The 23,772-nt window shown below is 33.5% G+C and carries 28 protein-coding genes; 20 read left to right on the top strand and 8 right to left on the bottom strand.

Annotation, left to right across the window (positions count from 1 at the left end):
* Window positions 1–97 precede the first annotated feature (97 nt).
* Both CRO45_RS13940 and CRO45_RS13945 read left to right on the top strand, forming a co-directional pair.
* The gene (locus CRO45_RS13940; RefSeq protein WP_097150240.1) at window positions 98–664 is read left to right on the top strand and encodes a DUF4256 domain-containing protein; all 567 of its coding nucleotides are present in this window, start codon (window positions 98–100) and stop codon (window positions 662–664) included.
* A 26-nt stretch (window positions 665–690) separates the two neighbouring features.
* Window positions 691–1,446: a class I SAM-dependent methyltransferase gene (locus tag CRO45_RS13945; protein WP_097150241.1), complete on the top strand. Its 756-nt coding sequence runs from the start codon at window positions 691–693 to the stop codon at window positions 1,444–1,446.
* Window positions 1,447–1,503: 57 nt separating this feature from the next.
* Here the strand turns inward: CRO45_RS13945 and CRO45_RS13950 are convergent, their stop codons facing one another.
* On the bottom strand, window positions 1,504–3,216 hold the full coding sequence (locus CRO45_RS13950; protein ID WP_097150242.1) for an ABC transporter ATP-binding protein: 1,713 nt from the start codon (window positions 3,214–3,216) through the stop codon (window positions 1,504–1,506).
* 241 nt (window positions 3,217–3,457) lie between these two features.
* Between CRO45_RS13950 and CRO45_RS13955 the strand changes: the two genes are divergently transcribed.
* Entirely contained in the window at window positions 3,458–4,435 is a 978-nt protein-coding gene (locus tag CRO45_RS13955; RefSeq protein ID WP_097150243.1) for a bile acid:sodium symporter family protein, read from the top strand.
* Between the two features lie 261 nt (window positions 4,436–4,696).
* Here the strand turns inward: CRO45_RS13955 and CRO45_RS13960 are convergent, their stop codons facing one another.
* The 4 genes from CRO45_RS13960 to CRO45_RS13975 are packed head-to-tail and all read right to left on the bottom strand — an operon-like array spanning window position 4,697 to window position 7,064.
* On the bottom strand, window positions 4,697–5,422 hold the full coding sequence (locus CRO45_RS13960; protein ID WP_097150244.1) for an ABC transporter permease: 726 nt from the start codon (window positions 5,420–5,422) through the stop codon (window positions 4,697–4,699).
* The gene (locus CRO45_RS13965) at window positions 5,419–6,147 is read right to left on the bottom strand and encodes an ABC transporter ATP-binding protein (RefSeq protein WP_097150245.1); all 729 of its coding nucleotides are present in this window, start codon (window positions 6,145–6,147) and stop codon (window positions 5,419–5,421) included. The genes CRO45_RS13960 and CRO45_RS13965 overlap by 4 nt, the downstream gene beginning before the upstream one ends.
* A complete protein-coding gene (locus CRO45_RS13970) occupies window positions 6,140–6,613 on the bottom strand; it encodes a DUF3021 domain-containing protein (RefSeq protein ID WP_097150246.1) in 474 nt (157 codons plus the stop codon). Before CRO45_RS13970 ends, CRO45_RS13965 begins: the two co-directional genes overlap by 8 nt.
* A 10-nt stretch (window positions 6,614–6,623) precedes the next feature.
* Complete coding sequence (locus CRO45_RS13975) at window positions 6,624–7,064, bottom strand: LytTR family DNA-binding domain-containing protein (RefSeq protein ID WP_097150247.1); 441 nt, start codon at window positions 7,062–7,064, stop codon at window positions 6,624–6,626.
* Window positions 7,065–7,248: 184 nt separating this feature from the next.
* Between CRO45_RS13975 and CRO45_RS13980 the strand changes: the two genes are divergently transcribed.
* From CRO45_RS13980 to corA, 3 genes are all read left to right on the top strand, one after another.
* Window positions 7,249–7,677, top strand: coding sequence for an SRPBCC family protein (locus CRO45_RS13980; protein WP_097150248.1), 429 nt, complete (start codon window positions 7,249–7,251; stop codon window positions 7,675–7,677).
* Window positions 7,677–8,012: an ArsR/SmtB family transcription factor gene (locus tag CRO45_RS13985; RefSeq protein ID WP_097150249.1), complete on the top strand. Its 336-nt coding sequence runs from the start codon at window positions 7,677–7,679 to the stop codon at window positions 8,010–8,012. Before CRO45_RS13980 ends, CRO45_RS13985 begins: the two co-directional genes overlap by 1 nt.
* Before the next feature lie 178 nt (window positions 8,013–8,190).
* Window positions 8,191–9,153, top strand: a complete 963-nt coding sequence (corA, locus tag CRO45_RS13990; RefSeq protein WP_097150250.1) for a magnesium/cobalt transporter CorA — start codon at window positions 8,191–8,193, stop codon at window positions 9,151–9,153.
* Between the two features lie 52 nt (window positions 9,154–9,205).
* Here the strand turns inward: corA and CRO45_RS13995 are convergent, their stop codons facing one another.
* A complete protein-coding gene (locus CRO45_RS13995; RefSeq protein WP_408057153.1) occupies window positions 9,206–9,469 on the bottom strand; it encodes a DUF2619 domain-containing protein in 264 nt (87 codons plus the stop codon).
* A 130-nt stretch (window positions 9,470–9,599) separates the two neighbouring features.
* Between CRO45_RS13995 and CRO45_RS14000 the strand changes: the two genes are divergently transcribed.
* Window positions 9,600–9,827 carry a hypothetical protein gene (locus tag CRO45_RS14000; RefSeq protein ID WP_097150251.1) on the top strand — a complete coding sequence of 76 codons (228 nt, stop codon included), beginning with the start codon at window positions 9,600–9,602 and terminating at the stop codon, window positions 9,825–9,827.
* A gap of 48 nt (window positions 9,828–9,875) precedes the next feature.
* Here CRO45_RS14000 and CRO45_RS14005 read toward each other — a convergent pair whose 3' ends face one another.
* Window positions 9,876–10,442, bottom strand: coding sequence for a flavodoxin family protein (locus tag CRO45_RS14005; protein ID WP_097150252.1), 567 nt, complete (start codon window positions 10,440–10,442; stop codon window positions 9,876–9,878).
* Between the two features lie 83 nt (window positions 10,443–10,525).
* Window positions 10,526–10,753, bottom strand: a complete 228-nt coding sequence (locus tag CRO45_RS14010) for a phosphate-starvation-inducible protein PsiE (protein WP_097150253.1) — start codon at window positions 10,751–10,753, stop codon at window positions 10,526–10,528.
* Between the two features lie 158 nt (window positions 10,754–10,911).
* On the opposite strand from CRO45_RS14010, the gene CRO45_RS14015 reads away from it, so the two are divergent.
* The 13 genes from CRO45_RS14015 (at window position 10,912) to CRO45_RS14075 (ending at window position 23,760) form a co-directional block, all read left to right on the top strand.
* A complete protein-coding gene (locus CRO45_RS14015) occupies window positions 10,912–11,415 on the top strand; it encodes a pyridoxamine 5'-phosphate oxidase family protein (protein ID WP_235864602.1) in 504 nt (167 codons plus the stop codon).
* Between the two features lie 370 nt (window positions 11,416–11,785).
* A complete protein-coding gene (locus CRO45_RS14020; RefSeq protein ID WP_235864607.1) occupies window positions 11,786–12,931 on the top strand; it encodes an MGDG synthase family glycosyltransferase in 1,146 nt (381 codons plus the stop codon).
* Window positions 12,932–12,934: 3 nt separating this feature from the next.
* The gene (locus CRO45_RS14025; protein ID WP_097150256.1) at window positions 12,935–14,107 is read left to right on the top strand and encodes an MFS transporter; all 1,173 of its coding nucleotides are present in this window, start codon (window positions 12,935–12,937) and stop codon (window positions 14,105–14,107) included.
* A gap of 210 nt (window positions 14,108–14,317) precedes the next feature.
* Window positions 14,318–14,473, top strand: a complete 156-nt coding sequence (locus tag CRO45_RS14030) for a YpzG family protein (protein WP_235864603.1) — start codon at window positions 14,318–14,320, stop codon at window positions 14,471–14,473.
* A gap of 299 nt (window positions 14,474–14,772) precedes the next feature.
* On the top strand, window positions 14,773–15,246 hold the full coding sequence (locus CRO45_RS14035) for a DinB family protein (RefSeq protein ID WP_097150258.1): 474 nt from the start codon (window positions 14,773–14,775) through the stop codon (window positions 15,244–15,246).
* 42 nt (window positions 15,247–15,288) lie between these two features.
* Window positions 15,289–15,798: a YfiT family bacillithiol transferase gene (locus CRO45_RS14040; protein ID WP_097150259.1), complete on the top strand. Its 510-nt coding sequence runs from the start codon at window positions 15,289–15,291 to the stop codon at window positions 15,796–15,798.
* 84 nt (window positions 15,799–15,882) lie between these two features.
* Complete coding sequence (gene menE / locus CRO45_RS14045; protein ID WP_097150260.1) at window positions 15,883–17,406, top strand: o-succinylbenzoate--CoA ligase; 1,524 nt, start codon at window positions 15,883–15,885, stop codon at window positions 17,404–17,406.
* A 165-nt stretch (window positions 17,407–17,571) separates the two neighbouring features.
* Window positions 17,572–18,573 (top strand): 3-oxoacyl-ACP synthase, encoded by a 1,002-nt coding sequence (locus CRO45_RS14050; RefSeq protein WP_097150261.1) that lies wholly within the window; start codon window positions 17,572–17,574, stop codon window positions 18,571–18,573.
* Window positions 18,574–18,837: 264 nt separating this feature from the next.
* The gene (gene abc-f, locus CRO45_RS14055; RefSeq protein WP_097150355.1) at window positions 18,838–20,478 is read left to right on the top strand and encodes a ribosomal protection-like ABC-F family protein; all 1,641 of its coding nucleotides are present in this window, start codon (window positions 18,838–18,840) and stop codon (window positions 20,476–20,478) included.
* A 174-nt stretch (window positions 20,479–20,652) separates the two neighbouring features.
* Window positions 20,653–21,507 carry an EAL domain-containing protein gene (locus tag CRO45_RS14060; RefSeq protein WP_097150262.1) on the top strand — a complete coding sequence of 285 codons (855 nt, stop codon included), beginning with the start codon at window positions 20,653–20,655 and terminating at the stop codon, window positions 21,505–21,507.
* A gap of 28 nt (window positions 21,508–21,535) precedes the next feature.
* On the top strand, window positions 21,536–22,513 hold the full coding sequence (locus CRO45_RS14065; protein WP_097150263.1) for a GGDEF domain-containing protein: 978 nt from the start codon (window positions 21,536–21,538) through the stop codon (window positions 22,511–22,513).
* Window positions 22,514–22,738: 225 nt separating this feature from the next.
* Window positions 22,739–23,002, top strand: a complete 264-nt coding sequence (locus CRO45_RS14070) for a CD3324 family protein (RefSeq protein WP_097150264.1) — start codon at window positions 22,739–22,741, stop codon at window positions 23,000–23,002.
* Window positions 23,003–23,127: 125 nt separating this feature from the next.
* Entirely contained in the window at window positions 23,128–23,760 is a 633-nt protein-coding gene (locus CRO45_RS14075; protein WP_170949497.1) for a FusB/FusC family EF-G-binding protein, read from the top strand.
* Window positions 23,761–23,772: the final 12 nt, after the last annotated feature.

Here is a 23,772-nt window from a genome sequence, read left to right on the forward strand (position 1 = left end):
GGGATTAAGAAGCGTTGACAATGTTTTTATTTGCTTATGGAAATATGATATGGTTTTTATAGTTAAATCCTATTTTAAAGAAAAAGGAGTAGCAATAATGACTGAGAATACTAAACTATTATCCGAAGAACAACGTGAAGAATTACTTAGCACATTGAAAGAACGATTTGAGAAAAACATGAACCGCCACGAAGGAATTGAATGGGCAAAAGTTAAAGAAAAATTAGATGCAAATCCTGAAAAACTGTGGTCACTCAATGAAATGGAAATCACAGGTGGAGAACCGGATGTTGTTGGCTATGATCAAGAAACAGATGAATATGTTTTTTATGATTGTTCACCAGAAACACCGAAAGGCCGTAGAAGCATTTGTTATGACCGTGAGGCATTGGAGGCAAGAAAAAAGCATAAACCAGAAAACTCTGCGATGGATATGGCAAATGAAATGGGTATTGAAATGCTAACGGAAGAGGAATACCGAGAGCTACAAACACTTGGAGAATTCGATAAGAAAACATCTAGCTGGGTTCAAACAACAGCTAACATTAGAAAGCTCGGTGGCGCTATTTTTTGTGATCGTCGCTATGATACTGTTTTTACGTATCATAACGGAGCGGACTCTTACTATGGTGTTAGAGGATTCCGTGGTTCGCTAAGAGTTTAAATTTATTTTTGAGGGAGACTTGGCAGATGAGCAATAAATATACAGAAATCAATTCAAAAACAATCGATCAATGGGTAGAAGAAGGTTGGGAGTGGGGGCAACCAATTAGCCATGAAACTTTCGTAAAAGCAAAAAGTGGTGATTGGTCTGTTGTACTTACACCTACTAAAGAAGTACCAAAAGAATGGTTTTGTGAAATGAACGGCGCGAAAGTGTTAGGTTTAGCTTCTGGTGGTGGTCAACAGATGCCTATCTTTACTGCCTTAGGTGCAGATTGCACGGTATTAGATTACTCTGAAAAGCAATTGTTAAGTGAAAAAGAAGTAGCAGAAAGAGAAGGTTATGACATTAATCTAGTAAAAGCTGATATGACAAAACCGTTACCATTTGAAGATGAATCCTTTGATTTAATTTTCCATCCTGTTTCTAATTGCTATGTTGAAGATGTTCTTCCAATATGGAAAGAATGTTATAGAGTGTTAAAGAAAGGTGGGATACTACTATCTGGATTAGATAATGGAATCAACTACCTGTTTGGTGAAGATGAAACAACATTAACGTACAAACTCCCCTTCAACCCTTTAAAAGACAAGCAAATTTATGACGATTGCGTAAAAAACGATTGGGGAATCCAATTTTCTCATACTATTGAGGAACAAATTGGAGGACAATTAAAGGCAGGTTTTATCCTTACAGATATCATTCATGATACTAACGGTAGTGGTAAACTACACGAGCATAATGTACCAACCTTTTATGCTACAAGATCCGTAAAGTTATAAATAAAAATCAAAGGGCGCTATAAAAAGTTACTTTTTATAACGCCCTTAAATTATAGTTTATTGATATTGAATATGGTGTAGATTTGCAAAAATTCCTTTAGCTGCAACCAGTTCATTGTACGTACCTTGCTCTTCAATACCCTTCGGTGTGATGACTAGTACTTGGTCAGCATCACGAATTGTTGATAGACGATGAGCAATGATTAATGTTGTTCGATTTTGAGCAAGTTCGTTTAATGATGTTTGGATAATTTTCTCTGTTTCTGTATCTAATGCAGAGGTTGCTTCATCCAGAATTAGAATAGGTGGATTCTTTAAAAACATACGAGCAATTGCTAGTCGTTGCTTTTGCCCACCTGATAATTTTAAGCCACGTTCCCCGATTTCTGTTTCATAACCATCCGGTAACCCTTCTATAAACTCTTTTAAGTGAGCTTTTTCAGCTGCACTTTTAATATCTTCAAAACTTGCATCTAGCTGACCGTATGCAATGTTTTCACGAATAGTACCAGTGAATAAAAAGACATCTTGTTGAACAACTCCAATTTGTTTACGTAAAGAGTGCTGAGTCATTTCACGAAGATCAATACCATCTATTGAAATGGAACCACTTTCGACGTCATAAAAGCGCGGAATAAGCGAGCAAATGGTTGTTTTACCAGCACCAGATGGCCCAACAAGAGCAACAGTTTCTCCAGCTTTCACCTCAAAGGTAATATTGTCTAATACTTTCTTATTCCCTTCGTAGCTAAATGACACCTTATCAAATGTAATATCCCCGTTTAACTTTGACACAGCAATAGCGTTTGGCTTGTCGGCAACTTCGGGCATAGTATCTAACATTTCAGTAAATCGTTTAAAACCAGCCATACCTTTAGGATATAGCTCTAACAATGCACTAATTTTATCGATTGGTTTAATTAGAACATTAGTAAATAAAACAAAACTTACAAATTCTCCGTATGAAAGTTGCCCGTTGTAACTTAGCCACGCACCAACTACTAAAACAATAAGTGTTAAAAGGCGAGTCATCATATAAATACTAGAGTGGGTACCTGCCATTATTTTATATGCGTATAGCTTTGCTTGACGGAAAAATCCATTTTGTTTACTGAAACGTTTTGTTTCAAAATCTTCATTTGTAAATGATTTGACTACGCGAATCCCAGAAATACTATCTTCCACTCGTCCATTCACATCGGCAATTTTACTGTACATATCCTTCCAAGCGTGATTCATTTTCTTGTTACAGAATGTAATTAACCAAATTAGGAATGGCACCATTACAAGAATGATTAGGGCGAGCGTTGGATTGATTGTGAACATAATTGAAAATGCACCAATGAAGGTCATAATGGCAATGAAGAAATCTTCAGGACCATGGTGTGCAAATTCCCCAATGTCGAATAAATCGTTTGTAATTCGGCTCATCACATGTCCAGTTTTCATATTATCGAAAAATGAAAAGGATTGTTTTTGAAAATGGTTAAAAAGCTGTTGGCGCATATCAGTTTCAATATTAATTCCCAGCTTATGACCTAAATAGTTAACGATGAAATTTAATACCGTGCTAAGAACATACGTAAGTAGTAATAAAATACTCACCTTCACGATTGTATCCCATTCTCCAGTAGGAAGAAGATCATCGATAAACCATTGTACCGCTACTGGGAAGGCAAGTTCTAAAATAGCTACGATAATTGCACTACTAAAATCGATAATAAATAACCGTTTATGTGGTTTGTAGTAAGAGAAAAATCGTAAAATCATGCAGTTACCTCGTATTCTTTCTTATTTAAATAGATTTAGAAACAACATATTGTCTTCTCTAAGATGATTAATATTCTAACCTATCAAACTATGGAGTTCAAATATTGGGAAAAAAGAAGTTAAACTTGATAGCATTCGCTACTTATTACAGCCAGCGTATTTCTTCTTTCATAAAATAGGAGTACAATAGCTATTAAAATGTTTTGAATTTAAGAGATTTCATATTGAAAGAAGGATCACTATGTTAAAGAGTCTCAATAGTTGGCTTCAAAGGTATATGCCAATACTTACACCACTTTCTTTAATTGTTGGTGTGTTTATTGCTGATATTGGAAATCAACTACTATTTTTAGTACCTTGGATATTTGCCATAATGACTTTTCTAAGTAGCTTAAGTTTAAATTTTAAAGGTTTAACTAGTTTTACAAAGTATCCGTGGGTCATTTTATTTACAATAGCTTTTTTACATATAATTATGCCTTTCTGGGCTTATTTTGTATCAACTTTAGTATTCCATGATCATTTATTAACAATTGGGTTTGTATTATCTGTTGCAATTCCAACTGGGGTCACAAGTTTTATATGGGTCAGTTTTTGTAAGGGACATCTTGCTCTTGGACTATCAATTATATTAATAGATACATTAATTGCTCCATTTGTTGTACCAACATTATTACATTTTGTAGTCGGAGAAGCAGTTTCTATTAATACTACTTCTATCATGATTGATTTGTTATGGATGATAGTATTACCTTCCATTGCAGGTGTAGTCCTTAATGAACTGACTAAGGGGAAAGTTGTAGATAAAATTGGTAAACCACTGGCACCATTCCAGAAGATTTGCCTATTCCTTATCATTATGATTAATAGTAGTGCCATTGCGCCTTATTTTGAGCATATGTCCTGGGAAATTTTATGGATCATTGTAGTTGTATTTGTACTAGCGGTATCAGGTTATGCATTGTGTCTATTAATAGGTCATTTTCTTTGGAAAGACATTAGTATTATAACAACCTTTATTTTCACAGGTGGTATGAGAAATATAGCTGTTGGTGTTGTCATTGCTACAACGTATTTCCCGTCAAAAGTAGTTATGCCAGTTGTGTTTGGGATGCTATTCCAACAAGTGTTAGCAGCCCAATTTAGTAAAATACTAGAGAAGTATAAAGAAAAGTATAAAGAGAAGGTACTCCCTCAAATGGTTGAAAATAATAGTTAAACGTTGAGGGAAGGTTGAATCGGCAGACCAATAGAGAGTTCTCGAGGACAGAAATCTGAAAAAGTCGCTGATATTGTCCACGAGAATGGGTATCGAGGACGAAATCGGAAAAAAATGAAGAAACTGTCCACGAGAGTGGTTCTCGAGGACAGAAATTCGAAAAAAGTGAAGAAATTGTCCACGAGAGTGGTTCTCGAGGACAGAAATTCGAAAAAAACGAAGAATCTGTCCTTGAGCACTCGATTATATGAAATGATTACTTTAGGATCGCATTCTCTTCCGAAAAATCACAATAGCAATCCCCATAATCACAACTGTATACCCAATGACTACAAATAAAGATCCCCATATGTCATGAATATTCCCTGCAAAGGCTGCTTTTGCTGCATCAACGGCATGTGCAAAGGGTAGAAGGTAGCAGATCGTTTTAAAAGTTCCGCCAATTAAATCCAAACTGAACCAAATACCACTTAAAAAGGCAGTTACATTTACAAATAAGGCGAAGATTCCACCGACTTGTTTATCGGTAAATAGTGTTCCAAATAATAAACCAAAGCTAATAAATAGAATAGAAATAAGTAATAGTACAATGATCGCGAGTAAACTATTTGAATTAAACGGGAGTCCAAGGAGGCTTGCTGCTACTAAACAGACAATGATTTGTAACAAAGCAATCGGTAGCATCGGAAGAAGGTAACCAATAATATAATCTTTCGCACTAAGGGGTGAAGCAAATAAACGCATTAAAAATGAACTTCCACGATCTTTCCCTAACAACATTCCAGAAAACAGAGTTAAAAATGAAAAACCAAATACGATAATGCCAGGGGCTAAATGCTCAATCTGAAATAAACCATAAGGCAAATTTTTCTGCATGATGGAAAACAAAAATAAAAGTACAATGGGTAAACCAAATCCAAAGACTAATGAAAGTGGGTCGCGGAGTATTTCCTTTTGATTTCTTGAAGCAAAATGTAGTGAACTCATACCAATACCTCCATTTCTTCAGTAACAGAAAGAAAGACTTCTTCTAAAGAGTTTTTATTATATTGCTCTTTCAAATCATCAACCGTACCAAGCGCGCATAACTTTCCATGATGCATAATTCCAACTCGATCCGCTAAAGCCTCAACTTCCTCTAAATAATGTGTCGTTAAAATAATTGTCATTTGACCTTTTAGCCCGAGCAAAATATTCCACAGGTCTCTTCTTGCACGAACATCTAATCCTAGTGTAGGTTCATCAAGAAAGACGATGCGCGGGTTTGAAATCATTGCCATTGCAATACTTAATCTTCGTTGCAACCCACCAGACAATGTCTTAGCCTTCGCTTTTGCACGATCCGTTAAGCTAAATTTCTCCATCATTTCTCCAGCTCTTATGATTGCTTCATTTTTATCAAAACCATAAATTTTAGCTGTAAATTCGAGATTTTCTTTTACGGACAAATTTGGTGCAACAGCAGTTTCTTGAGGTGAAATATTCATCAGTTGTTTGGATTGTTGTAGATTTGAAAAAATGGACATGCCATCAATGATGATATCTCCATTCGTCGGAGTTTGAAGTCCACTTATCATCTTAATCGTTGTCGTTTTACCCGCTCCATTTGAACCTAGCAGTGCAAAAAATTCACCTTTTTCAATGGATAACGATAGATGATCGACAGCTACACGTTCACCAAATGATTTCGTTAATTCTCGAATCTCAATCATTTACTTTCAGTCCTTTCTTATGATTTTGAATCAATGCATTAATCTGTTCGATATCTCGTTTAGAAACTCTATATTGAATTGACCAGGTAATGACATAAGGTACCATAAAATTGAAAATTAGTATTAAGATATTCCAAATGGATTGTGGGGGCCAAATGATAAAGACAATCGGTATCCACACAACGCTCGTAACTCCAATATGCATAGAATATTGTCTCAACATACTCCATCGAGCGATTTCAAAAAATAGACCACAAAGAGCAAACGTAATACCAATTAAAGCAAAACCAACATTTTGTAAAATGAAAGCTAGTACTTCGTGATTAATTAACTTTTCGAAACTAGGTGATACAGCAATAAATCTCCCATTCCCAATACCTAGTGAAATAAAAATCAATACAATTTGACATGTGAGTAGTCCACTAAATCCACCAACGCCAATTCGCTTCAAAATTTCCTTTTTCATCTTAAACACCTCACAATCCTAACTGTTTTTTTATTTTTGAAACATAACGTCTTGAGGCGTAGGTGTGTATATTGCCACTAAGTGTTACGCCAATTGTTCCGGTTTTACTAATATCCATATTGGTAATTTCATTGATATTAACAATTTCAGAGTTTGAGATACGTACAAATTGTTTTGGATTTAACTTTTCTTCTAGTTTGTACAAACGTAGCTTCACTTCCGCCACCCCATTTGCTGTTTGTATGAGTACCTTTTTATTTTCTGTATAAATTCTAATGATGTTTTGAATTTCAACGATTTTAACTCCTCGATGTGTATAGGCGGAAACTCGGTCTAATGAATCTGGGGAAAGAATTCTCATGAGTTCAGTAATTTCATCTGTTACTTCATTTGTTATAATTAAAATTTTTGGTTCTTTACAGGTTGGATCTATAGATAGCTCAATTTTCATCGCGATGACCTCCTATGAGTCAACTATAGAATAAGAAATATATGGAAGTAAATGAAATCAAGATAAGTGGTTCAAAATAGCAGATAAGTGGTCAGGTAGTGTTTGTTGACATAACACCATTTGGTTATATATAATAATACGTAACACCAAAAGGTTATATATTAAGCTAAAGGAGCCAATTTTAATGACAAACAATCAAAATACATTACCTGACATAGTACAATCGATTTTTGTACAAGCACCGATTCAAAAAGTTTGGAATTATATTTCAACCGCTGAAGGAATTGCAGAATGGTTTATGCCTAGCGACTTTAAGGCAGAAGAAGGATTTGAATTTACAATTCAATCGCCATTTGGGCCATCACCTTGTAAAGTAATTGAAGTGGACGAACCTAATACGATAAAATTTATGTGGGATACAGATGGATGGATCGCTACGTTTCAATTAAAAGAAGTTGAAAACGGAACTGAATTTACCGTGATCCACGGTGGATGGAAAGAAGCAGAAACGATCGTGCCTAAAGCTAAAGCACCACAATCTGCTATTCGTGACACAATGAATAACGGATGGGCAGGAATTGTTAAGAAATTTAAACAAGTGGTTGAAGGGTAATGAATGCTGAGCAACAAAAATATGATGTTTTTCAGGCAATTGCAGATCCCTCAAGGAGAAAAGTACTTCAATTACTATCGAATAAAAATCAATCTATTGCTGAACTAGCTTCACATTTTGACATAAGCAGAACGGCTGTAGTAAAACATATAAATATATTAGCAGAAGCAGGTCTTATTTCTGGAAAAAAACAAGGGAAAGAAAAAATTTATGAGTTACAACCGGAATCATTAAAAGAGCTAAAAGATTGGTTAGCTTACTTCGAACAATTCTGGCATAACAAACTTACTAAGTTCAAATACGTTGTAGAAAACGACACCTTAAATAATAAGTAAATAAATAACCATCTCAACCTTTCTATACTTGGTTGAGATGGTCATTTTTTATTACACAAATAAAAATAATTCATGATCCAAATTGAATGCCCGCTTAAAATAGCACCTTCTTGTTAACAATGAAATTACAAAGAGTATCAAAAATGAGAATGTTAATAAAAAGAAAGGTATTGCGGCAATGATTTACTTCATTGGTATTACGAATGATCTTCATCTTGAAAAGAATAATTCAATTGAGAACGTAGATTTACTTTCTTTTAAATGGTACTGGGTTGATTTTAGCGAAGCAACCGAAGATGAAATTAAACATTTATCAAAAACGTTTCATTTTCATCCATTAGCCATAGAAGATTGCGTTCAAGAGTTTCAACGGTCAAAACTAGATTATTATCGGGAATATACATTTTATGTAACCCATGCTGTTCGTGAAGAAGAAAATGAAATTAAAAAAGATGAAGTTGATTTTTTTATAAGTGAGAATTATATCGTAACGTTTCATAAAAAACCTTCCTTGGAAATTACGAAGGTTTGGAATTTACTATTAGCCCAAGATAATTTGGAGAAGTGGGATCCATATTATGTATTTTATGAGATTTTAGATAAAATTGTCGATAACTATTTCCCTATTGTATACAAAATTGAAGATGAGCTTGAATCAATGATTAAAAAAACGGAAATAAAATCGATGGATCAGTTAATGGATGACCTTTTTGAAACGAGAAACATGCTATTAAACCTACTCCATATTGTAAATCCGATGCGTGACTTACTATATCGTATGTTAAATTCGCATCACTTAAATTTAAATAGAGTGGAAGAAAGAAGAGAATATTTTAACGATATTTATGATCATCTATTAAAACTTTCAGAAATGGTTATGACAAATAGAGAAGTGACAGCCGACATTCGTGATAGTTATTTGTCATTAAATTCTCACCAAACAAACAAAGTAATGAAAACACTCACAATCATTACTTCAATTTTCGCACCATTAACATTTATTGCAGGGATTTATGGCATGAATTTTAAACATATTCCTGAACTTACTTGGGATTATGGGTACTTTATTTCATTAGGGATGATGGTAGTCATCGGCGTACTCATGCTTGTTTGGTTCTGGTGGAGAGGCTGGTTTAAATAGAACTAGATATAGTTGATTAGTTTAAAAGTTTCTATTTATCTTGCCAGGCCATTTATTTCATTCGCATACTAATTAAGATTAATGCGATACCTGTCATTAAGAGAATAATTTTACCTAGAGATATCCGATCACCTAACCCTGATATTCCGATACCTGTAGTAATAATCATTATAGTTGGTCCAACTAGAGCGAGCATTGTATTAACTGTTAACGCTTTTTCAAGGTCATTTAACTTATACATTAGCCCTGCAGCAGTAATTTCAACACTACCTGAAAAAATACGCAATAAAACCATATAAAGAAGTGCACTTTCCAAAGGGTCATCTCCTAATTGTAATAATCGAAACTAATGAAATTGTATGTTTGTCCAAAGAGAAATATTTGTCCAATTTTCAGGGATTTTTATCTCAAACTTACTCAAACTAAGTTGAAAAGGAGATGATAAGATGAAGGAAAAGGACCCGAAAAAACAATTAGAAGCTGTAGAAGCAAACTTAAAATTAAATGAGGAAATGAATAGTGTTTACGAATTACATACAGATGAAGTAAACACAACAACTGAGGTAAATATGAAGTTGGATGAAGAGTTTGCTGGAACTCAAGATGATACAAACTTTGTTCCCACATTTTTATACAATAACACTCCACCAATTAGAATAACAGGGGAAGAGTAAGCAAGGAGGTGGCATTTCAATGCACCTCCTTATTCTATTTCAAAATTACTAATTAAGCGTTTTAGATTGGATTAACTGTTTAATCTGTTGATTCATCAGTTCAGCTTGAGACAATGCCACATTGTCTTTCAATATCTCTTGTGGTCTACTGGCTTTACCAATGACGTAACCAGTGAAAGTCATTTTTAAAAAATCGAATGTATATTTAAATTGTTGGATTAACGGGAGCCCTTTAATTCTTGGGTTATCCCCTCCAACTGCAACTACATAGTTTTCTACCTTTTGTAAATGTTCCTTTAAATTCGGATAGCGCTCGTCTCGAATCGCTTGGCTAAAACGATCAATTAAATTTTTCATTAAGCCGGATGTGCTATACCAATAGATTGGTGTTGAAAATACAAGAATATCACTTTCTAAAATTGCCTCAATGATGGAGTCGTGGTCATCATCTACAACAGAAAAACCCTCTTCTGTATGACGCATATCTTCTATGGGTTTCACTAATATATCCTTTAAATATATTTTCCGATAATCAAGACCTTCTAATAGCACATCGGTTAAATATTCCGTATTTCCATTGACCCTTGAGCTACCAATAAATGCAACAATCTTCATATGCCCCTCCTCAATGAATCATTTTTAAAATAAAAAAGACGTACATAATGAAATCTATGTACGTCTTGGAGAATTAAGTAATATTAAATTCTGTTTAGTAAAGCGTGAATTGTTTCTTTTAGTTCGTCATCGTGATCAGCAAGTTCAATTAAGTTAGCTACGCGCTCTTTTAAAATGTGCTTTTCTAGAATTTGTTTTTCATCTAGGACACTAATGATAATTTGTAAAATTAAACGATCACGTTCTAATAAACCTTCTTCCACTCGTTCAGGAGTGACTTTTGCATCTAATCTTTGTACTTTACTTCCCATTAACCTTACCCCCTACAACAATGAATTCCAAGTTTATATTACCATAATTAATTGATTTACGAAATATCATCAACCAACAAATGTAAATGAAAAATTTTGCCGAAATTAGAGGAAAATAAACATGTATTTCGAATATATATTTATGAAGGGAGATGGGGATGTTGAAAGGAATAATAAATAATAAAAAAAGAGAAATATCAGCAGAAGATACTGAACATTTATTAAAGGTAGGTAAAGTTGCGCATGTAGCAACAGTTGGGGAAGATGGATACCCTTATGTCATACCTTTTGTCTACGTTTATGAAGGTGGAAATAAACTTTATATCCATATAGGAAATTTACGAGAAAGTCATTTTTGGTCAAATGTTAAAGCAAATCAACAAGTATCTATTGAAGTAAGTGAAATGGGGCAAGTGATTCCAGGTAAGAAATATGCTTGTCACTCCGCATTAGCATATTCAAGTGTAGTACTATTTGGAAAAATTCAGCATATAATAGATGATGTAAAAAAAGAATGGTTTTACGATCAACTTTGGAAAAAATATGGGGACCCAAATTGGAAATTTGAAAAAGAAGGTTACCCGGCTCTTCCGAAGACAGAACTATTTGAAGTAGAGATTGAAAAAATGACTGGAAAACTTAGTGAAGCATTAAGTCATTAGTCATAATATAAAGAGTGTAAGGGTCGTTAAAAAATAATGATTCTACACTCTTTTTGTAATTTTTGTAAAATATAGTCCCAAAATATACATTTTGATATTTTTTACAATATAGTATAATATCAGATACCAAGAAAAAATTTAAGAATGAAATCGACATAGTTAGGTGATACACTTAAGATTAAGAAATTCGCCTACTCAAACTGATGTCACATATAATAATAGATTTAATTTACCTAAACCATGCAATTTAGGGGGTAGATCAGCATATATTATTAATCTTAATAGTTTTTTTATAACTGGTTAATAATTTCGATGTATCCTTAATTTATATATATTTTAACTTTAACGAAGGTGATAAAAGGTGACAAAAATGACATGCAACCCTAAGATTTTAATATTAACAGGTAGCTATGGCAATGGTCATTTAAAGGTAACTAAGACTTTAAAGGATATGTTCTTGAAACAAGGGGTGTCGCAAGATAATATCGTTGAATCTGATTTATTTTTAGATTCACATCCAATTTTAACGAAAGCATCAAAATATTTATATATAAAGAGTTTTACTTATGGACAAAAAATTTATGGATTTCTCTACTATGGTGGAAGCAAGAAAAAAAGAATCCTATCTTATGATTTTTTAAATAAATACGGGATGTCGACTTTGAAGAATTTAGTAGAAGAAGTAAAGCCGGATATTATTGTAAATACTTTCCCAATGCCTGTTGTACCTGAATTTAGAAAAAAGACGGGTGCTCAAATTCCGATAGTTCATGTAGTAACGGATTACTATGCACATAAAAACTGGATTCACGAAGAAGTTGACAGATATTATGTAGCATCTAAAACATTAAAAAATGATTTGATGAAATTAGGATTCTCTAGTGATCGTATTAAAGTTTCAGGAATTCCTATAGATCCTATTTTTGAAGTTGAATATGATAAAAAGGCTCTTTTTGAAAAATATCAACTTGATATAAATCGCCCTGTTGTGTTAATTGCAGCTGGTGCGTTTGGGGTTTTAAAAGATATCGATGAAATGTTGAGTAAGATTCTTTCCGTAAATAACAATCAAGTTATCGTTGTCTGTGGAAAAAACGAAGAGCTAAAAAATTCATTATCAGCAAAGTTTAATGGAAATAACAATGCGCTTATTCTTGGCTTTACGAATAAAATGGACGAATTAATGAAAATGGCTACACTAATGGTGACAAAACCTGGTGGTATTACGATTAGTGAAGCTTTAGCAGTTCAGGTACCATTAATTTTATATCGCCCTGTGCCGGGTCAAGAGAAAGAAAATGCGATATTCTTTGAAAGTAAAGGAGCGGCTGTTCAAGTCACTCGATCAAATAAATTGCTTGATAGTATTCTAAGTTTACTACAAGATGAAAAACTTCGTATGAACATGAAAAAAAATATGAAGGAACTTTATAATGCGCATGCAGCAGAAGTTATCTGTGAAGATGTTATGTACTTGCATGCTGCCAAAGAAAAAATGAATAGGATTATCGTATAAATTATGAAATCTACTAAATATGAATTTTATCTACTAATTATTCCTTTAGTAATAGTAGAATTTGTTAGAGGAGCTTTTATTATAAGCTATCTTCCAAGTCTTTATATAAATCCTATAGGTATTTCCTTAGCAATTGTTGGTGTAGCCGTTTCAATTCACTTTATTGGAGATACATTTGCGAATTTCATCATGGGGTATATTATTGAAAATTTAGGAAGCAATAAGGTCTTGCATTTAAGCTTTGTAGTGATGACACTAAGCTTATCTGTATTTATTATCTGGCCTAATAGTTTTACCTTAATTATCAGTACTCTATTTACAGGGATAACAGTTTGTCCTATATGGATTTATCTACTTACTAAGGCAGCGGGCGACAAACGAGGTCAAAGAATCAGTATTGTTTATCTTGGATGGTTATTGGGATTAGGCGCAGGTTATGTTGCAATGAATTATTTAATTCAGTTTAATATAGAGAATTTATTATGGTTTCTTCCAAGTTTAACGATTATTGCTTGGATTGTGTATACTATTGTGAATACTGGAAATATCTGTGTTGAAAAAGTAGATATAAAAAAACAATGGGGTATCACAAAAGAATTAGTAATAAGTAGTAAAGTTGTAGTACCCGGAATCCTTTTCCAAGGTATAGGAATGGGGATGCTAATACCGATCCTTCCAGTGTTTGCAATGCAGGATCTACACTTATCAACTAACCAATACACACTAATAATACTAATTGGTGGAGCTAGTCTCGTATTAGCACTTATTCCCCTCGGGAAATTGGTAGATAATGTGAAAAACAAAATTATTTTATGTATTATAGGGTTTATAATATTTGCCTCTGCACTTTTTGCGCTAGGGTCAAAACCTAATCTTGTAGTGACAATAATGGTCGTTATTGTGTTAGGAGTATTTTATGCACTATTCTTACCAGCGTGGAATTCCTTTATTGCAGGATATATTCCGGAATCACTAAAGGCTGTTGGATGGGGTATATTCTCTAGTTTACAAGGATTAGGAGTAATGATTGGTCCAGCAATTGGTGGAGTTTTAGCTGAATCATATCAAACGATGACAACAATTCAAGGAAGTGCAGTCATATTTGGCATAGCAGCTATATTCTATTTCTTCTATGCTATAAGAAAACAAAAACAAAATTTAAAAACTGATGGATGAAAAAAACAGCTTGTTATTTTTATTACAGGCTGTTTTTTTTTTGTGTAAAAAGTTATATCTCTTTTAGTTATTTATAATGGAACATTAACGTTCTGAATATTCAAATGTTCTAATTTTTTTCTAAAGTATTTTGAGTATAAATGAACATACAGTTCTCATACTAATTACGATTTCGCAATAGAAATCCAAAATGATGATGAGAGGTGAGCGGTGTTGAGTGGTCCAGGGCATTTTAATCCTAGAGCTCATGAACGTGGCCGAAATTATCAAAAGCCACGAAAGCAAAAGTCTCTTATAAATGGTCGAACAGAGGTTTCTCTGTCAAACCAAATTTTGAGAAGTAATGCGAAAGCACATCACTGGTAACATCATTTAGGATTTTGTGAATCACATTCACTGTATCCGAAATGACTAGGAGGGATTGTCATGAACAAACCGCCAAGTCACCTTCAAAAAAGCATATTTCGCTAATTCAAAACGAATGACGTGATTATTGCAAAAATGAGGGTGAGGAATCATGGAGGATGAGTGAGAAAGGCCCGGAATTTTTATTCCGGGCTTTTTTATATGGTTTAAAAGCACTGAAAATAAAATAAAGAAGGAATTAAAATTAATATAGAGAAATAGATATAGTAGAGACACAATTCCATTAGGAGCTGAAAATTTTGCATAAAAACAAAGAGGACATATTAATTCATTTAGAGTACTCCATTGATTTTGTGAAAAAGTTATTAGAGGTATCCGAAGAAAATTGGCGAACACCCATTTCAAAAGATAAATGGACTGTTGCAGAAGTGGTAGGTCATCTAGCACCTTGGGATGAATTTCTGTTGAATGATCGTCTTCCCTACTTATTGGATAATACACCACTACCAATAGGACCAGACGTAGACGAATTAAATCGTCAATCAGCTGAGATAAGTAGAAGTAAAAGTAAAGAAGAAATTATTTCAAATTTCATAAACGTAAGAAGAAATTTAATAATTACGATTAATAATTTGGATGACGAATTGTGGGATAGAAACCTAAATCTCGGTGAAACGAGCTTAACACTAGATGAATATCTAAAAGGTTTCAAAGACCACGATTTACATCATATCAATCAAATAAACAAAGTTGTTAATGTAGCATCTCTTTAAATAAAAGAGATCGTTTAATTATATAAGAAAAGGGGAATAAAAATGGATGTAAGATTTCCTATTGGAGAATTAGAAGTACCAGAAAAAGTGACATTGGAAAATGTTAAGGAATGGTTAAATAAAATAGAAACATATACAACTAGATTGAGAGACACAGTAGATTCTTTAAATGAAGAACAATTAAATAAAACTTACCGTGAGGGTGCTTGGAATGTTCGTCAACTTGTGCATCATATTGCAGATTCGCAATTGAACATGTACCAACGTTTGAAATTAGCGTTAACGGATGAAAATCCAACGGTTCCAGGGTTTGATGAAGAAAAATGGGCTGTTCAACCTGATACGAAACTTCCTATTGAGAGCTCTATTAAAATGCTAGAGGGCATCAATGAACGTATCGTTTCTCTAGGACAAAGCCTCACAGAAGAACAGCTAGATCGTGTTTTCACTCATCAAACAAACGGTGAAATTAAAGTTAGCAAAAAAGTTGCCAAACTAGCTTGGCATGAAGAACATCATTTAGAGCATATAAAAATAGCATTATCAAAATAGATTCTACCTTCAACTATGAATGACTTGTCGATTAAGATAAGTCATTTTTATTTGAATACAAAAAAATACTTGAGGGGGGAAAGGATGGAAAGATCCATTGCATATTGGATACGTAAAAGGGCGAATATTACACCAAATCGAGTGGCTTTAATAGGGGAAAATAGAGAATTTACTTACCAGGATTTATTTTCTGAAGTAAATAGAGTATCCGCATTTCTTCAACAAAAGTTACACCTTAAAAAAGGTGAGCGATTTGCAATACTATCACAAAATCGGGTGGAGTATTTAATTACCTATTTTGCAGCTGCTCAGTTAGGTTTCGTTGCTGTTCCATTAAATATTCGACTAAGCGCTTCTGAATTAGCCTATCAAATTCAGGATAGTGGTGCTAAAGCAATTCTATATGAAAGCGAACTAAAGTCTTTGTTTGATGAATTACATCAATTAGTTTCTTTTGAAAGTGCACATACATTTGAAGAGGGTTATGCAGTATTTCCAATGGATAACATACAGCATGACTTTAGTGAAGGTATTCCAAACGATCCTTATATTATTTGTTATACGTCTGGTACTACAGGAAAGCCAAAAGGCGCAGTTTTAACCCAAGAGAATATGTTTTGGAATGCACTTAATAACCAATATGCACTCGATCTTACATCTTCCGATAAATGCCTAGTAATACTCCCCTTATTCCATATTGGAGGAATTGGTTTATTTGCATTTCCTACCTTCCTTTCGGGTGGAACTGTTATCGTTCCAGGGAAGTTCCATCCTAAAAATGTATTGAAAATTATAGAAGATTTACAGGTAACAGTAATGATGGGTGTACCAACAATTTTTAACACATTAAAAAACGAAGAATCATTCCATCAAACAGATTTCAAATCTGTACGAGTGTTTTGTAGTGGTGGTGCACCATGTCCAGTGGAACTAATAGAAGATTATCATAAAAAGGGTATTCCTCTATATCAAGGCTTTGGAATGACAGAAACTTCACCAACTGTATTTATGCTTTCGAAAGAAGACTTTCAAAGAAAAGTAGGGTCGATTGGCAAGCCAGTAATGTTTTGTGAAATTGACCTTGTTGATGATCTTGGGAAGTCAGTTAAGCAAGGTGAGGTAGGAGAGTTAATTATTAAAGGTGGTAATGTCTTTAAAGAATATTGGGGTTTACCTGAAAAAACAGCCGAAGCGATTATTGATGGATGGTTTTATACTGGAGACCTCGCCTATAAAGATGAGGAAGGCTATATCTACATTGCAGGTCGGAAAAAGGACATGATTATTTCTGGAGGAGAAAACATCTATCCATTGGAAATAGAGCAAGTAATTGGTGAACTTAAGGAAGTTAATGAAGTGGCAGTCATAGGAATTCAGGATGAAAAGTGGGGCGAAGTGCCGATTGCCATTGTATCGCTAAAGGAAAATGAAAGTCTACTGGAAGAACAAGTTCAAAATTACTGTAGTAGAAAGCTTGCAAAATATAAAGTTCCAAAACAAGTGGTTTTTTTAGATGATTTACCTAAAAATGCAACAGGGAAATTAGATAAAAAAGTAATGCAACAAAATTATAACTTCATTCATCTCGCTTCCAAAAATGTAAAATGAATGCAAATAGTTAATCGATTTAAGTTGGGTCCAGCATACGACTGAATGAAGTTATAGCCTCCGGCGGATGCCACAGATTTTTAATGGTGATTTATCGAGCGAGCTCGATAAAATCTGGGCGCAAATACGCCAAGGCGCATTTGATTAAGGGAAGGTGGAGCGCAAATGATAGGGGTCGAACAAACAAGTATATATGAACCTGAGATAATTGTACGTGCAAAAGATCTTGAGCAACTAACAGGTATCCCTGAAAATGTTATTTATGATAAATTCGGGTTAACTGAAAAAAGAATAGCACCTGAATCAGTTCACGCATCGGATTTAGCTGTTTTAGCAGCTAAAAATATTTTGAAAACGGTTGATCCTAAAAGTATAGATGTAGTGATTTATTTTGGGAGTCCATATAAAGATTATCAAGTATGGACAGCATCCTCGAAAATTCAATATGAATTGGAAACTACAAATGCTTATGCTTTTGAGTTAATGAATGTTAGCTCGAGCTTTCCAATCGCCCTTAAAGTTGCAAAAGATATGCTCGTTTCTGATAACAGCATACAAAACATCTTACTAGTTGGTGGATCAAAAGAATCCCAGCTGATCAATTATGATAATCCTAGATCTAGATTTATGTTTAATTTTGCGGACGGTGGTGCTGCAGCTTTAGTTACAAGGAACGCAACTAAATCTAGAATACTAGATTCATTTGTTATGACGGATGGTTCATTTTCAAAAGATGTTTTAGTTCCAGGTGGGGGGTCTGTGCATCCCGTAAGTGAAGAAGTTGTTAAGGAGAAAATGCATTATTTAGATGTTCCTGATCCGTTAAGCATGAAAGAAAGACTCGATCCTGTATCAATGCCGAATTTTATAAAAGTAATTACGAAATCCATAGAAAAGAGCGGTAAGAAGTTGGAGGATATTAAGATGCTTTTACCCCTTCATACAAAACGCTCAATGTATTTAGAATTACTTACAAGTTTAGGGTTAACAGAAGAGCAATCAATTTATTTACATCAATATGGTCACATGTCTTCTCTAGACCCTTGCTATGGATTATTTTTAGCCGAAAAGGAACAACAGTTACAAAAAGGCGATATCATTGTAACTGTTTCAGCGGGTACAGGTTATACTTGGGCCGCAACTGTTATAGAATGGTTAAAAGAGTAAACTTCACGACTAAAAGTGAATATGTTAAACTGTAACTAATTAATGAATGAAGGGAAGATGGATGGACAATGGACAAATAATCTTATTTTTGCGTATTTGAAATAGAAAAAATTATTTCAAACAAAAAATAGGATTAGTCTGCCCATTTTCTATATTTACAAAGTTATCTTCCGCTAGAAGATAGCTTTATTTATCATGAAATCAACGACTAATCCTTCCGAAAAACGGGAGGATTTTTTTCTCCCTAAGAAGGGATTGAAAGATTTGAAAGAGTTATTAAAAGTACATGAGCTTCAATTTGATGTAAATGATTTAATACTATTTGAACAGTTTACAGGTACAGTCCATCAAGGTGATATTATCGGGATTATTGGAAAAAACGGTGCTGGAAAGTCAACGTTATTGAAGATATTATCCGGGGAATTGCAACCTACAAAGGGCTCATTAAATTGGGTACAGGATAATATTAAAATTTCGTATGTTGAGCAAGAGACAGAGGCATATGATTATTCGGAAGTCTCATCTTCTGAAGCTACACTATTATCAAAGTGGCATGTGCCTACAAATGAATACCATCAACTAAGTGGTGGCGAAAAGTTGAAAGCAAGGCTTGCCAATGGCTTTGCTTCACCTTCCAATCTTTTATTATTAGATGAGCCTACAAACCACTTAGATGAGGAGAGTACTGAATTATTAATTGATCAAATTAAGCATTATAAAGGGACAATTATACTTGTATCCCACGACAGATATTTTTTAGATAAAGTTGTATCTAAAATATGGTCCATTGAAAACAAGAAACTAATTGAACATTACGGTAATTATACGGACTATATGAAAGAAAGAGAAAAGAGAAGATTATCACAACAAAGAGCTTATGAAAAACAACAAAAAATGATTGAAACAATCGAATCACAAATAAATAATCTTTCAAACTGGTCGCAAAAAGCTCATGCGGAATCAACCAAAAAAGAAGGTTTTAAAGAGTATTATCGCGTGAAGGCAAAAAGAACGGACGCCCAAATAAAGTCAAAAAAGAAACGCCTCGAAAAGGAATTAGAGAAATCTAAAGTAGAACCTGTAAAAGAAGATTACGAGGTTGAATTTACGTTAAGCACCAACAAGAAGCGTGGGAAACGATTTTTAGAAGTGAAGCAATTATCAAAGACCTTTAATAGTGAAGCTTTATTTGAAAATGCGAATTTTACCATACTACATGGTGAAAAAATTGCGCTAGTTGGTCCTAATGGCAGTGGAAAAACAACACTAGTAAAAATAATTATGGGTGAGGAAAAGGGAGAGGGGGAAATTTGGGTTTCTCCTTCAGCAAATATAGGTTACTTAACTCAAGATGTATTTGATTTGCCCCTAGAAAAAACACCTGAGCAATTATTTTACCGTGAATCTTATGAGGAAAAAGGAAAAGTTCGAAATTTAATGAAGCACCTAGGTTTTGAAAAGGCTGCTTGGACTTTACCTATACATTCTATGAGTATGGGAGAACGGGTTAAATGTAAATTGATGGCTTTCATTTTAGATGAAAAAGATGTTTTAATTTTAGATGAGCCTACAAATCACTTGGATTTACCATCCCGAGAACAGCTAGAAGAAACATTAATGCATTATAACGGTACTTTATTAATTGTTTCTCACGATCGTTATTTTATTGAGAAGATCACTAATAGCAAACTGGAAATTCATAATGGCAAGATAAAAAAGGCTATTCGGAAGTCATCCGACTTAAGCTCAACCAGTGATTCGAAGGAATTGCTATTAAAACTTGAAACGGAACGTCAAGAAGTGTTAGGCAAACTTAGTTTCATGACACCTAGTGATGCACAATATTTTGAGTTAGATCAAAAGTTTCATGAGCTTACAAAGCAGATTAAACAGTTAAAAGATTAATAATGATAAATCCTTGAAGTGTTTACCTTCGAGGATTTTTTTGTCCAACATATTGAAAGGAAATTGAAATAAGTGAATACAATAGTTCATTTACAAAGGTTAATGAAAAATTAATATCGAGTTAATAAAGTAAAACTAAAATAGGAAATAATCCCTTTAAACTAAGGAGAAATTATGAAGTCAGTCCTATTTAGTAGTGTAAACACACTTAATCTATTTTCCTATTTTAAGCATAGAATCCAACGTAAGCATGAAGATTTAATTTACTTTAGAAGGTATAAAGAATTACTAAAAATTATTAAAAATGAATCACTGCAAACTTACTTTCAACCAATTGTTAACATTCAAAATGGTGATACTTTTGCATTTGAAGCTTTAAATCGCCCATTACAATCCGTACTTTTCGAAAATACTGATCACTTTTATGAATTCGTAGGACAAACAAACATTGTTTTTCCCTTTGAACAATTTTGTAGAAACATATCATTAAAAAGATTTACTGAACGTCTCACTTTTCAAAAAGATCAAAATTTTAATTTATTTATTAACATACATCCACATGTTTTGTTAGATAAAAACTATCATAGTGGTGAAACATTTAAGTTTATTAAAGAATTAGGGATTCAGCCGGAACAAGTTGTTTTTGAATTAACTGAGAGAAGTGCAGTTACTGATTTTAACGAATTTAAAAGAGTTCTATCGCACTATCGAAAACAAGGATATCGTATTGCAATTGACGATGTAGGATCAGGGTACAACAGTTTAAAGACATTAATTTATTTAAAACCAGAGTTTATAAAGTTAGATCGATCACTTATTCAAAATATTGACCTGAATGAAGCTGGACAAAGTTTAGTTTCGTTAATACATGACTATGCAGAACAATCACAAACAAAAATTATTGCTGAGGGGATTGAACGATTAGAGGAACTAAACTATCTTCAATCTGTAGGTATTCAATATGCTCAAGGATATGCATTAGGTAGACCAAACCAAGAGATAAAACTCGGGAGTATTCCAAAATTTTGAAAAATATACCGGTAAAAAAGGTGAGAAAATGGTTACGAACATAGGTGAGGTAACAACAAATATAGGTGGAATCGTAAAGAAAGTTCCGTTTATTAATCCTTTTGTGAAAAACAAAGAAGTAGACAAACTTTTTACGGACAATCCTAATATTCGGGGCTTAGTTGTCGTACATCATGAAAAACCAGTTGCGCATATTACAAGAACTCATTTTTATCAAAAAATTGGTACCTTATATGGATATAACCTGTATATGGGGAGAGAGAGTAAACTCCTTGCAAAAAACGATCCCCTTATCGTTGACTACTATCAATCAATAACTGAAGTTAGTCGGCTAGCGATGGAACGTGAAGAAGAAGACCTATACGATGATGTCATTGTCACTAAAGAAGAGAAGTTTATGGGTGTTGTTAGTATCCGTGCGCTATTAATGAAATTCGTCGAAATACAAGTTGAATTTGCTAGTTTTCTAAATCCATTAAGTAATTTACCTGGAAACCACTTGATCAATCAAACGCTTGCAAAGGCTGTTTCAATGGAACAGTTCAGTTTACTGTATTTTGATTTAGATTACTTTAAAACATATAATGATTTATATGGATTCAATAAAGGCGATCAAATTCTCTTACATTTAACGGATTTATTAAAAAGACATGTTCTCCATAATGGGGATTTTCTAGGACATATTGGTGGGGATGACTTTATGGCTCTAGTTCCGCATTACAATATTGAACCTATCTGTGAAGACATCATTACAGAATTTGATGAAACGATAGCTGACTTCTACAATCCGAAACACTTATCTGATTCCAAGTTGAAAATTAAAGGAAGATTAGGTGAAATGGAAAACCTCTCAATTATGTCATTGTCGATTGCGGTTTTAACTAACAAACATCGCCAATTTGAAAAAGTAGAGGATATTTCTAATGAAGTCGCTGCAATCAAACGATACTGTAAAAAAATTAAAGGAAGTTGTTACATTATTGATAATAGCGATAGTTTTTCATAAAATAAGATTTGGTAATGTTACGCATTATGAAGAATCGCTTTAGAAGGATGTGATGACATGGCTCATAAATCCAATATGCCATCTACTGAAAAAACTCATGCAAAGCCTATGAATAATATGGCGATACTTTGTATGAGATAAGAAACTTTAATCATCGCCAGTAAACGTCTATTATTCATGAACGCTTTGCCCTTAACTTAACTAATTAAGTAAAGGAGAGTTCCAATGCGTTACGTGAATGCAAATGATATTTTACCGAAACATCTTCTTGAAGAACTACAAACGTATGTACAAGGAGATTTAATTTATATTCCAAAACCAGAAGAACAAAGAGTAAGATGGGGAGTAGCTTCTGGTGAACGTAAAAGATTAGATGAACGAAATAAAACAATGAAAAAATTGTATAAAAATGGTACTTCTTTAGAAAAACTATCAATAGATTTTTGTTTATCAATTGAGACGATTAAAAAAATTGTTTATAAGAAATGAGAAGGTTGGTCAATATCCAACCTTCTTTTTACCTCTGATGGAATATGGCAAGTTTATTTATAAAAGAAGTAGCCATTGAACAGCATTTACCTTTTCTGTACTCTATAACAGAAGGAGTGTTCGTTATGAAATTTATGACTGTAGAACAATATCAACTCGTGAAAAATCAAGCAAAAAAGATTTTAAATACAGTTACCACATCAAAAGATCAAAATGTAATTCAAGCAGTTCAAGCTTTAGTACAAGAAGAAATTGATGCTAAATTAACATTTCAAGATATTGAAGAGCAACTTATACTTCAACCTATTTTTACTATCCAGTCAAAGGAACAATTAGAACTATTTTTAGAATCTATAAAACAATATGTGGAACCTTTTAAAGTTCCAACTGACAATCAAATTAAAAAGTTGTTTCCTAAAGACAAAAAAGTAAAACTCCCTAAACTAGATGGAATGGATTTTAGAGAGGTTACTTATTTAAGTTGGTTTGATGCTGGGACAAATAGAAAGTATATTGTTTTTTATGAGGATGGAGTTCTTAAGGGTGTGCGCGGAGTATTTGATCACACAGAAAAGAAGGGTATTTGTACGGTATGTAATCGTCATTCGAAAGTTGGGTTATTGTTAGTCTCAAAAAATGGTACACAACTGGGGACATATACAAAAAAAGGGAACTATATATGCGAAAATAGCGAAATTTGCAACGAAGAACTAACTGATATTAATCGACTTAAAGAATTCGTAGATAATTTACGATGAGCCCTTATAAGG

Origin of the sequence: Ureibacillus acetophenoni, from assembly GCF_900220965.1 — a bacterium.
Lineage (GTDB): Bacteria > Bacillota > Bacilli > Bacillales_A > Planococcaceae > Ureibacillus > Ureibacillus acetophenoni.